Consider the following 11,439-nt stretch of genomic DNA (forward strand, 5'->3'; position numbering starts at 1 on the left):
CCCCTACAGCAACAAGCCGATCGACCTCTACGTCGACGACATCCAGATCTGGGACGGCGTGCCTCCGGCCGGAACCGGCTAGACGGCGGACCCGCTCCGCTCGCGCCGGGCCGGACGAGGCGGTTTCCGCCGCGGGCGTACGCGCCGCGCGCTCCAGGGGCGGCGCGGGGCGCGCGCGCCCGCGCCGTCTGCCCGCCCCGGAGCGCCGGGCGGACCGCGCCGGACATCAGTGCGTTCGCGGAATCACCTACTCGGCATGACCCCGGCCCGCCGCTTGTTCGTATGCTGGATCGGTGCTCGGTTCCGCGGGCATGTCCCGCCGCAAGGCCAGAGCGAGGAGATCCGCCTTGAAGCCGGTCACGTCGCTCCCGTCCTCGCGCGAGATCCTGGCGCTCGCATTCCGCCATCGCTGGTCCCTCATCCTGGCCTTCCTCCTGCCGGTGGCGGTGGGCCTCCTCGTCCCGCGCCACCTGACGCCGAAGTACGAGGCGCGCGCGCAGGTGCTCGTGAAGCCGGGCCGCGAGTTCATGCCGCAGACCGACACGCCGGGCGTCTCGCAGCTCCCCCAGATCACGATGCGGGAGATGGTGGACACCGTCACCCAGATCCTGCAGAGCGCGGACCTGATCCGGGACGTGCTGCGAGACGAGACCGTCGGGAAGCTCTATCCGCAGCTCGCCGAACAGCTGGCCGACCCCGCGGCGCGGAACGACGCCGCCGCCTCGGCCCTGGCGAAGGACCTCGCGGTCGCGCCCGTCAGGCTGACCAACGTGATCGAGATCCGCCTGCGCAACGCCGACAGGCGGGTGGCGGTCGAGGCGCTCGGCTCGGTGCTCACCCGCTTCCAGGAACGCCATGTGCAGGCCTTCAGCCGGCAGCGCAGCGCGCTCCTGGAGGCGCAGATGGTCGAGAACGCGCGCCGCCTGGAGGAGGCGTACCGGGAGCGCGCCGCCTACGTGGCCGGGCGCCAGCTCTTCTCCCTGCCGGAGCAGCGCAATCTCCTCGTCCAGCAGCGCGCCAGGGTGAGCCAGGAGCTGCGCGAGACCGAGATGCGCAAGGCGATGCTGGACGAGCAGATCCGGTTCCTGGCGGACGAGCTCGCCCGCCAGCCCGCCACCATCACGCTGCAGACCGTGAGCCAGAGCTCGGTCGTCGCGGACGACGCGCGGCGGCGGCTGCGCGAGCTGCAGGAGCGCGAGCGGGAGCAGGCGACGCGGCTCGGTCCCGAGCATCCGGCGCTGCGCGCCACGCGCTCGGCCATCGCCGCCACCCAGCAGGCGCTGGCCCAGACCAGCGCCCAGAGCGCCTCGGTGGCGACCGGCATCAACCCCCTGATCACCACCCTGCGGGCGCAGATCGCCGCGACCGAGGCCGAACGGGCGCCCCTCGACGGCCGGATCGCCGCGCTGCGCGCGGCCCTGCAGGAGGATGACGCCCGCCTGCGGCAGATCGCCGAAGACGAGATCGAGCTGCAGACGCTCGACCGCAGGGTCTCGGGGCTGGAGTCCGCGATCCGGGAGCTCCAGCAGCGCCAGACCGACGCCCGCTTCAGCGAGGAGCTCGACCGCGCCCAGGTCGCGGGGCTCAGCGTCATCCAGCAGCCGCGGGCGCCCGAGAATCCGGTCTGGCCGAAGAACGCCCTGTTCGCCGCGGGAGGCATCGTCGCCGGGGGCCTGCTCGCCGTGCTCCGCCTGCTCCTCGCCCTCTCCTTCGGCAACCGCTTCCTCTCGGCCGAGACCGTCGAGCGGATGCTCGGCGTGCCCGTCCTCGCCGCCCTGCCGCCGGTGCCCGCCCTGCAGCGCCGCAAGCTCCTGCTGGCGGTCGCGACGGAGGACACCCCGCGCAGGATCCCGGCCGCGACATGAATCTCCGCTGGTACCTGCGCCGCCTGCGCGGCATGGGCGCGCACGAGGTCCTCTGGCGCGCGCGCAACGCCGCATTGCAGCGCGCCTGGCGGCGGCGGCGCGGCGCGGCATGGCCGCTACCCCCCGTGGCGACGCCGCGCTGGGCCGGCGGCCGCCTGCCCGGCGGCCTCGCCGCCGACGCCGGGGCGATCCGGGCCTTGCGCGATCGCGCCGACGCCGCCTGCGGCGGCGACTGGACGGCGCTCTCCGCCCGCGCCGATCTCGCCGGGCCCGATCCCGACTGGTTCCGCGACCCGCTGACCGGCCGGCGCGCGCCGGCCGCGGCCTACTGCTTCGACCTGCCCTACCGGGACGAGAGCCGGGTCGGCAACGTCAAGCACCTGTGGGAGGTGTCGCGGCTGCACCATGTCACCCTGCTCGCCGCCGCCTACCACCGGACCGGCGAGCGCCGCTACGCCGCGCGGGCGGCCGAGCATCTCCGCTCCTGGTGGCGGGCGAACCCGCCGCTCTGCGGCATCCACTGGGTGAGCGGGATCGAGCTCGGCCTGCGCCTGCTCGCCTGGGTCTGGACGCGCCGGCTGCTGGCGGACGATCCCGGCGTGGCGGACCTGTTCGAGCGGAACCCCCTCTTCCAGCGCCAGCTCCATGCGCACCAGGCCTGGCTCGCCGCCTTCCGCAGCCGCGGCAGCTCGGCGAACAACCACCTGATCGCCGAGATGGCCGGGCTGCTCGCCGCCGGCCTCGCCTTCCCCCTGTTCGGCTCCAGCGCCTCCTGGGCGGCGCTGGCGGCGGCGGAGCTCGAGCGCGAATGCCGCCGGCAGACCTTCGCCGACGGCCTGAACCGCGAGCTGGCCGGCGGCTACCACGTCTTCGTGCTCGAGCTGCTGCTCGCCGCGGGCTGCGAGGCCGATGCCGCCGGCGCCCCGCTGAGCCGCGCCTTCTGGCGCGTGGTGCAAGGCATGGCCGACGCGCTCGCCGCGACGGTGGACGCGCGGCTCGGTCCCGCCCGGCAGGGCGATGCGGACGACGGCCGCGCCCTGGTGCTCGATGCCGGCGAGCGCTCGCCGGCCGAGACGGTGCTCGAGGCCTGCGCGCGGATCATCGGCCCGGCGCCGTGGTGGCCGCCGCTGCGCGCGGGCGGTATCGCCGCGTCGCTGCTCGCCGCCGTCGCGCGCCGCCACCCGCGCGAGGAGGCGCCCCCGCCGCGGCCGAACCTGTTCCCCGGCGCCGGCATCTCGATCCTGCGCGATCCCGCGCCCGGGCCGGAGGAGATGTGGTGCCGGTTCGACCACGGGCCGCACGGCTTCCTCTCCACCGCCGCCCACGCCCACGCCGACGCGCTGTCCTTCGAGTTCCGGCTCGGCGGGCAGGAGATCCTCGCCGATCCCGGCACCTACTGCTACCACGGCGAGCGCGCCTGGCGGGACTACTTCCGCTCCACCATCGCCCACAACGCGCTCGAGCTGTGCGGGCGGGACCAGGCGGAGCCGGCCGGACCCTTCCTCTGGCGGACGCACCCCGCGGCGCGCCTGCTCGCCGCGCGCGGCCTCGACGGCGGCCCGGTCGCGGAGGTCGAGGCGTGCCACGACGCCTATCGCCGGGCGGGCGCGGGCGCCAGGCACCGGCGGCGGCTCGTACTCGACCGGCGCGCCCGCAGCCTGGAGGTGCTGGACGCGATCGAGGGGCCGGCGCCGCTGCCCGCCCGCCTCGCCTTCCAGCTGCACCCCGCGGTCGCGTGCGACCTCGACGGACCGGTGGCCGAGCTCTCCTGGGCCGCGGAGGGGCGCCGGCGCCGCGCCACACTCCTCCTCCCCGCGGAGCTCCGCTGGTCGGCCCATCGCGGCGGCACGGCGCCGATCCTCGGCTGGTATTCGGCGCGCTTCGGGCAGAAGGAGCCGGCCACGCTGCTGCTCGGCGTCGGGCGCCTCGCGCCCGGCCAGGTCCTGAGGAGCCGCCTCGTCTGCGCCCCGGCCCCGCCGCCGGCGGCGCGCAGCCTCGAGCGGGCGGCCGCGGCGGAGGGAGGTTGATGTCCGAATCCCCGGCCGCGGGCCGCCCCCGGCGCGTGCTCATCGTCGTGCAGAACCTGCCGGTCCCCTTCGACCGCCGCGTCTGGCTGGAAGCGACGACGCTCGCCCGCGCCGGTTACCGCGTCAGCGTCATCTGCCCCAGGATGAAGGGCTTCACCGCGGGGCGCGAGACGCTCGAGGACGTGGACATCCACCGCTACCCGCTGCCGATCAGCGCCGAGGGGACGCTCGGCTTCGCCGCCGAGTTCGCCTGGTGCTTCGTCATGACCGCGCTGCTTTCCGTCCGGGTGGCGCTGTTCGGCCGCGGCTTCGACGTGCTGCACGCCTGCAACCCGCCGGAGACCTACTGGCTGCTCGGCGCCTTCTGGCGCCTGTTCGGCAAGGTGTTCCTGTTCGACCACCACGACCTCTCGCCGGAGATGTACGCGGCGAAGTTCGGACGCGAGGGCGGCCTCCTGTTCCGCGCCCTCCTGTTCCTCGAGCGCATGACCTTCCGCGTGGCGCAGGTGGTGGTGACGACCAACGAGAGCCACAAGGCGATCGCCGTCTCCCGCGGCGGCAAGGCGCCGGAGGACGTCCATGTCGTCCGCTCGGGCCCGGACCTCGCGCGCTTCGCGCTGCACGGGCGCGACGCCGGCTGGTCGCGGGGCAAGCCGTTCCTGGTCGCCTATCTCGGCGAGATCTGCCGGCAGGACGGCGTGGACCACCTGGTGCGGGCGATGCGGATCCTGCGCGACGGGCTCGGCCGGCGCGACGTCCACTGCGTCCTGGTCGGCGGCGGCCCGCACCAGCCGGCGATCGCGCGCTACGCCGAGGAGATCGGCGTCGCCGACTGCTGCACCTTCACCGGGCGCGTCAGCGACGACACGCTCTGCCGCATCCTCTCCTCGGCCGACATCGGGGTGGACCCGGACCCGAAGACCGCGTGGTCCGACAAGAGCACCATGAACAAGGTGGTCGAGTACATGTTCTTCGGCCTGCCGGTCCTCGCCTACGACCTGCACGAGACGCGGGTTTCGGCGGGCGAGGCTGGGCTCTACGTGACGGCCAACGACGAGCGCGCGCTCGCCGAGGGGATCGCCCGCCTGCTCGACGACGCGCCGGCGCGGCGGCGCATGGGCGAGATCGGCCGGCAGCGCGTGCGGACCGCGCTCGCCTGGTCCTATTCGGTGCCGCCGCTGCTCGCCGCCTACGACCACGCCTTCGCCCTGCGCGCCGCGCGGCGGCTGCCCGCGCCCGGGCCGCGCGGCGGCGGGGCCGCCGCGGCCTGACCGCCATGCTGCTGCGCGACGGCGCCATCTACATCGCCAGCCGGAGCGTTCCCGGCGCGCTCAGCTTCGCCACCGCGGTGCTGCTGACCTGGCTGCTGCCGGCCGACGCCTACGGCCTGTACGGGCTCGGCATGGCGGCGGTCGTGCTCGGCAACGCGATCCTGTTCGAATGGCTCTGCCACGGCGTGCTGCGGTGGTACCAGTCGCACCACGAGGAGCCGCGCTTCCTGCCGACGGTTCTGGCGCTGTTCGCGGCCTCCTGCCTCCTCTCCGCCCTCCTGCTCGCCGCGGCGTCGCTCGCCGGCCTGACCGGGGAGCACGCGCGGCTCGCCTGGCTGCTCCTCTTCGGCACCTGGGCCTACGGCTGGTTCGAATTCGCGGCGCGCGTGCAGATCTGCCGCTTCCGGCCCCTGCGCTACCTGGCGATGAACCTCGCGCGCAGCGGGCTGATCCTGGCCGGGACCGGGCTGCTCGCGCACCTGACCGGATCGGGCGAGGCGGTGCTGCTCGTCGCCTTCACCGCCATGCTGGCGGCGGGGCTGCCGCTGCTCGCCGGCGAGGCGCGCCGCGCGCGGCCCGCCTTCGACGGGGCTCTGGCGCGCTCCCTTCTCGCCTACGGCGCGCCGATGCTCCTCACGATGCTGTTCAGCGGGCTGATGGCCTCGGTCAGCCCGATCCTGATCGGGGTCCTGGCGACGAAGGAGGCCGTGGGAGGGTTCACCATCTCCTACACGCTGGTGCAGGCGACGCTGATGGTGCTCGCCCAGGGCATCAACTCGGCGAGCTGGCCGCTCGCGGTGCGGGCGGTGGACGGCGGGGATGCGGCGGCGGCGCGGACCCAGCTCGGCCGCAACTTCGCCTTCCTGCTCGGGATCGTGCTCCCCGCCGGGGTCGGGCTGGCGCTGCTGGCGCCCGGGATCGCCCGCCTGCTCGTCAGCCCCGCCTATCACGATGCGGTGGTGCGGATCACGCCGTGGCTGAGCGTCTGCGCGGTGCTGATGGCGCTGCGCAGCGCCTACGTGGACTTCGCGTTCCAGTTCGGCCGCCGGACCGGCCTGCTGGCCCGGGTGACGGCGGTGGGGGCGCTGCTCCATCTCGGCCTCGGCGTGCTGCTGATCCCGCGCTGGGGCGCGCTCGGGGCGGCGGTCGCCATGACCTGCGCCTTCGCCGTCTCGCTGGCCCATGCGTCCCTCCTGGCGCCGCGCGCCTACCCGCTGCCGGTGCCGCTGCGGGAGACGGCGGGCATCGTCCTGGCGACGGCGCTGATGGCCGTGCCGGTGACGGCGGCGCTCGCGCTCCCCGGGCCGCTCGGACTCGCGGTGCAGGTGGCGGGCGGCGTCGCGACCTATGGCGCCGCGCTGCTCGCGCTCGAGCGGCTCGGCCTCATGCCCGTGCTGCGTCCGCTCGTCGCGCGCCTGCTGGCGGCGGGCGGGAGGCGCGCGCCGCGCCTGGGCCCGGCGCGCCCGTCCCCGCTCGGCGGGCGGGAGGCCTGAGGCGATGCGCCGGGGCTTCTGGTGGGGCGCGGAGGCGGCGTTCTGCCTCTTCGCGCTGTCCGTGGTGCTCGGCGCCTACACGACCATCCCCCTCCGGCTGCAGGGCGTGAGCCTGCAGGGCGGCGTGTCCAGCCCCTACAGCACCGCCGCCATGGCGGTCCTCCTGGCGGGGCTGCTCCTCCTGGTCGCGGTGCGGCGGCACGAGTTCCTGTTCGTGGCCAGGCACGGCGGGCCGGTGAACCTCCTTCTCCTGCTGGCCCTCGCCTCGGCGCTCTGGTCCGACGTGCCGGAGGTCTCCCTCCGCCGCTGGCTGACGCTGATGGCGGCCGTCGCCTTCGCCTACTACCTCGCCGCCACCCATCCGATCGCGCGCGTCCTGCGCCGCGTCGCCGCCGCGATCGGCCTCTCCCTGCTGGCCTCGGCGGCGCTGGCGCTGGCCTTCCCGGAGGCCGGCGTCATGCGGGAGCCGACCCTGGCCGGCGCCTGGGCCGGGGTGTACGGCCACAAGAGCACCCTGGGCGGCGTGACCGTCATCGGCACCCTGTGCTTCGGCTGGCTCTGGCGGAACGATCCGCGCCGGCGGCCGCTCCATGCCCTCGGCGTGCTGCTCTGCGCCGCCATGGCCGTGCTGTCGCAGTCGAGGACGGCCCAGCTCACGATCCTGCTCGTGGTGTCGTTCTCCCTGTTCCTGCCGCTCCTGCGCCTGCCCGGTCTCGCCAGGATCTGGGCGGTCTATGGGGTGGTCTTCACCGGCACCGGCTTCGGCGCGCTGCTGGCCGTGTTCTTCGGCGACATCATGGCGTGGCTGGGCAAGGACCCGTCCCTGAGCGGCCGCGTCCCGGCCTGGTCGAGCCTGCTCGACATGGCCGCCGAGCGGCCGCTCGGCGGCCACGGCTACAACGCCTTCTTCGTCCTCGGCAACGACGAGATCCAGAACGTCTGGCGCCACTCGGGCTGGGACATGTGGGAGGCCCACAACGCGTTCCTCGACATCACGCTGCAGCTCGGCCTGCCGGGCCTGCTGCTGGTGAGCTGGATCATCCTGGAGCTGATCCGGCGCAGCGCGGGCGAATGGGCCGAAGGCGCCCTCCCCTGGGCCAGCTTCGCCCTGGTCTTCGCGCTGACCCACACGGCGACGAGCCTGGTCGAGTCGAACCTCTTCCGCACCGGGGACATCGTGACGCTGCTCCTGGCGCTGCTGCTCGTCGCGCTGCGCCTGCGCCGCGCCGCGCAGGCCGCCGCGGCGCAGGCGGCGGCCCCGCGGCCCGGGCGGCGGCTGCATCCCGCCTACGCCCTGTACCGCTGAGGCGCGCGATGGCGGCCGCGGCACGGCTTCCCGGGTGCCTCGCCCTTCCGGCCCGCCGGCAGCCGGAGGCCCCCTGAGCCATGTGCGGGATCGCCGGCCTCCTCCGCCTCGACGGCCGCCCGGCAGGGCGCGAGGCGCTGCGCGCCATGGCGGCGGCGATGGCCCACCGGGGCCCCGACGACGACGGCCTGCACCTCGACGGCCCGCTCGGCCTGTCCTTCCGCCGCCTCGCGATCCTCGACCTCTCGCCCTCCGGGCACCAGCCCATGGCCACGGCCTGCGGGCGGCACGTCATCGTCTTCAACGGCGAGATCTACAACCACCGCGCGCTGCGGGCCCGGCTCGAGGCCGAGGGCGCGGCGCCCGCGGGCGGCTGGCGCTCCGGCTCCGACACCGAGACGCTGCTCCACGCCTGCGCCGCCTGGGGCGCGGCGCGCGCCTGCCGCGCCGCCAACGGGATGTTCGCCTTCGCCTGGTGGGACGCGCGCGAGCGGCGGCTGACCCTGGCCCGCGACCGCTTCGGCAAGAAGCCGCTGTTCCTCGTCCGCGACGCCGGGCGCGGGATCGCCTTCGCCTCCGAGCTGCGGGCGCTGCGGGCGGGCGGCGCCGCGCCGGCGGCGGCGGTGGACCGGCGCCGGCTCGCCGCCTTCCTGTGCTACCGCTTCGTGCCCGGGGAGGAGACCCTGCTCGCCGGTGTCGAGCCGCTGCCGCCCGGCACGATCCTCGAGCTTGCCGCTGCCGGGGGCGCGGCCGCGGCGGTGGCGGCGGCGCCGCGCCCCTACTACGACTACGACTTCTCGCGCGGGCCGCCGGCCGCGCGCGACGCGGCGGAGGAGGCCGCGCCCGAGGGCGGCGACGCGGCGCCCGCGCTCCTCCGCGACGAGGCCGAGGCGGTCGCGCTGCTGCACCGCCTGCTCGAGGACGCGGTGCGGCTGCGCCTGCTGAGCGACGTGCCCTTCGGGGCCTTCCTCTCGGGCGGCCTCGACTCCTCGCTCGTCGTCGCGCTGATGGCGCGCCTGCATCCCGATCCGATCAAGACCTACTCCGTCGGCTTCGACACCGGCTTCAGCGAGGCGGGCCACGCCGCGCGCGTCGCCCGGCACCTCGGCACCGACCATCACGAGCTCACGGTCGGCGCCGCCGATCTCGTGCGCGCCATCCCGGCGGCGCTGTGGAGCCGCGAGACGCCGATCAGCGAGCCGAGCGACATCCCGATCTACCTGCTGGCCCGGCTCGCGCGCGAGAAGGTGACGGTGGTGCTGTCCGGCGAGGGCGCCGACGAGGCCTTCGCCGGCTATCCGAAATACGCCGCGCTCGCCGCCGCCGACAGCGCGCCGGCGCGCGCCGTGCTCGCCGTGCCCGGCGCGCGCCCGCTGCTCGGGGCGGTGGCGCGCGCCGTTCCGGCCGCGCTGCGCCGCGCGCAGACGATGCTCGAGGCGTTCGCCCTGTCCGAGCGCTTCGAGCACCACGCCGCCTGGTTCGGCGCCTTCCCCGCGGCCGAGCGCCGCGCGCTGCTCTCCCCCGCCCTGTTCGCCGAGGCGGAGGCGCAGGTGCACCGCGCCGCCGCGCGCGCGCTGGACGGCCGCCCCGCCGGTGGCCACGCCTTCCCCTCGCCGGTCGAGGAGGCGCTCTACCTCGACACCCGGCTCTGGCTGCCGGCGAACCTCCTGCTGCGCGGCGACCGGATGACGATGGCGCATTCGCTGGAGCTGCGCTGCCCCTTCCTCGACTGGCGGGTGGTGGAGTTCGCCGCCCGGCGGCTGCCGCGCTGGATGAAGGTGCGCGGGTGGGAAGGGAAGCGCATCCTCAAGCTGCTCGCCGAGGGGCCGGTCGGCCTGCCGCGCGAGATCGTCCGCCGACCGAAATGGGGGTTCAAGGTTCCGGTCGGCGCGTGGTTCCGGGGCCCGCCGCTCGGCGGGGCGCTGCGCGCCGCGCTGCTCTCGCGCGAGGCGCTCGGCCGGGGCTGGTACCGCGAGGCGGCGCTGCGCCGCCTTGTCGAGGATCACGCGGCCGGGCGGGCCGACAACGGCAGGAAGCTGTGGATCCTGTTCCAGCTCGAGCTCTGGCACCGCATGTTCGTTGACGGCACGCTGGCGCCGACGGACGAGTTGCCGGCCTGAGCGGGCGCCCCGGCGCCGCCGGGGAACCGCATCGCGCCGCCCGGGTCGGCGCCGGCCGAGCCCCGGGGCAAGGAGGGCGGTGCCGGCGAGGACGGCAGGAGAGGCCGCTCTCCCGCGGAGGCGAGGCGGCGCCCGCGACGCGCCGCCCCGGACCGCCCTGCCGGGCGCGGGACGGCGCACCGGGACGAACGCCCCCTCTCCCCGCCGCTCCGCGCGCCACCGGGTCAGCCCGGGCGCGCAGGGACGCACCCGGGAGCCCGGCGCCGCCAGGGAGGCAGACGGGGAAGAGGGAAGGTCCCGTGACCGGGAGCCGTTTCCGCGGACTGGCCGGCGGTCGCGGCTCCCGCTCCGGGTCTCGGGGCCGATCCACGCTCCCGGCCGCTTCCGGCCGTCCGCGATCGCCCCCGGAAGAGTGTCCTAGAAGACGAAGTCGCTCCAGGACAGGTTGTACACGTTCGGCAGGAAGACGCCGCCGTCGGCGCCGTTGTTGTAGACCACTTCCAGACCGGTGCCGACGCCGGGCCACGACTTCTGCGACCAGGAAATGTCGGACCGGTCCATGCCGACCATGTAGAGCTTGTCGGTGCCGCTCCGGAAGTCGGAGATCCAGTCCCAGCCGTCGCCCGGCCGGAACACGAAGATGTCGGCGCCGCGGCCGCCGGTCAGCTTGTCGTTGCCCAGGCCGCCGTCGATCCAGTCGTCGCCGCCCCCGCCGGCGATGGTGTCGTTGCCGGCCCCGCCATAGATCGCATCGGAGCCGCGACTGCCGGTCAGCGTGTCGGCCCCGCCGGTGCCGTTCACCGTCCGGCTGCCGGCCGGCGGGGAGAGGGGCGTCGGAGAGGGGGCGGGAGCCGGGGCGGGGCTGGGGGAGGAGCCGGGCAGCGCGGTGGCGTCGCTCACCTGGAAGCTCCCCGATCCTGCCGAGTAGAGCGCGAGCGTCGCCCCGCTCACCGCAGCACCGTCGTAGGTCGCGCCGTCCACGTAGAGGTTGCGGTCGGTGGACGCGCTGCCGCCGTAGGCGTCGTTGAGGAAGGTCACCGTCACCGTGTGCGGGCCGACGTCCCAGTCGCCCTTGATGGTGATGGTGTCCGACTGGCCGAGGGAATGCAGGGCCTGGGCGGTCAGGGTGCCGCCCACCTGCTGGCCGTCCACGCTGATGGTGTACTGGGCGTTACCGTTGTAGGCGTCCTGGCTGATCTTCAGGACCAGAGTGTCCGAGCCGCTCCCGATGGTGATCGAGGCCGGGGTCGGCGCGGGCGCCGGTGCAGGCGCGGGCGCGGGCTGCGTTGCGGTCGGCACGCCGTCCCAGATCTGGATGTCGTCGACGTAGAGGTCGATCGGCTTGTTGCTGTAGGGG

The 11,439-nt window shown here is 75.3% G+C and carries 7 protein-coding genes; 6 read left to right on the forward strand and 1 reads right to left on the reverse strand.

Annotated elements, in window-relative coordinates:
- Positions 1–347 precede the first annotated feature (347 nt).
- The 6 genes from K1J50_RS17550 (at position 348) to asnB (ending at position 10,082) form a co-directional block, all read left to right on the forward strand.
- The gene (locus K1J50_RS17550; protein ID WP_220119058.1) at positions 348–1,865 is read left to right on the forward strand and encodes a GumC family protein; all 1,518 of its coding nucleotides are present in this window, start codon (positions 348–350) and stop codon (positions 1,863–1,865) included.
- Complete coding sequence (locus K1J50_RS17555; RefSeq protein ID WP_220119059.1) at positions 1,862–3,892, forward strand: heparinase II/III family protein; 2,031 nt, start codon at positions 1,862–1,864, stop codon at positions 3,890–3,892. Before K1J50_RS17550 ends, K1J50_RS17555 begins: the two co-directional genes overlap by 4 nt.
- Positions 3,892–5,163: a glycosyltransferase family 4 protein gene (locus K1J50_RS17560; protein WP_220119060.1), complete on the forward strand. Its 1,272-nt coding sequence runs from the start codon at positions 3,892–3,894 to the stop codon at positions 5,161–5,163. Before K1J50_RS17555 ends, K1J50_RS17560 begins: the two co-directional genes overlap by 1 nt.
- 5 nt (positions 5,164–5,168) lie before the next feature.
- Positions 5,169–6,656: an oligosaccharide flippase family protein gene (locus tag K1J50_RS17565; protein ID WP_220119061.1), complete on the forward strand. Its 1,488-nt coding sequence runs from the start codon at positions 5,169–5,171 to the stop codon at positions 6,654–6,656.
- A 4-nt stretch (positions 6,657–6,660) separates the two neighbouring features.
- The gene (locus K1J50_RS17570; RefSeq protein ID WP_220119062.1) at positions 6,661–7,962 is read left to right on the forward strand and encodes an O-antigen ligase family protein; all 1,302 of its coding nucleotides are present in this window, start codon (positions 6,661–6,663) and stop codon (positions 7,960–7,962) included.
- An 80-nt stretch (positions 7,963–8,042) separates the two neighbouring features.
- Entirely contained in the window at positions 8,043–10,082 is a 2,040-nt protein-coding gene (gene asnB / locus K1J50_RS17575) for an asparagine synthase (glutamine-hydrolyzing) (RefSeq protein ID WP_220119063.1), read from the forward strand.
- A gap of 417 nt (positions 10,083–10,499) precedes the next feature.
- Here the strand turns inward: asnB and K1J50_RS17580 are convergent.
- On the reverse strand, positions 10,500–11,439 hold a 940-nt coding region (locus K1J50_RS17580), incomplete at its 5' end, for a carbohydrate-binding domain-containing protein (RefSeq protein ID WP_304502931.1).

Source organism: Caldovatus aquaticus, from assembly GCF_019458025.1.
GTDB classification, from domain to species: Bacteria; Pseudomonadota; Alphaproteobacteria; order Acetobacterales; family Acetobacteraceae; genus Caldovatus; species Caldovatus aquaticus.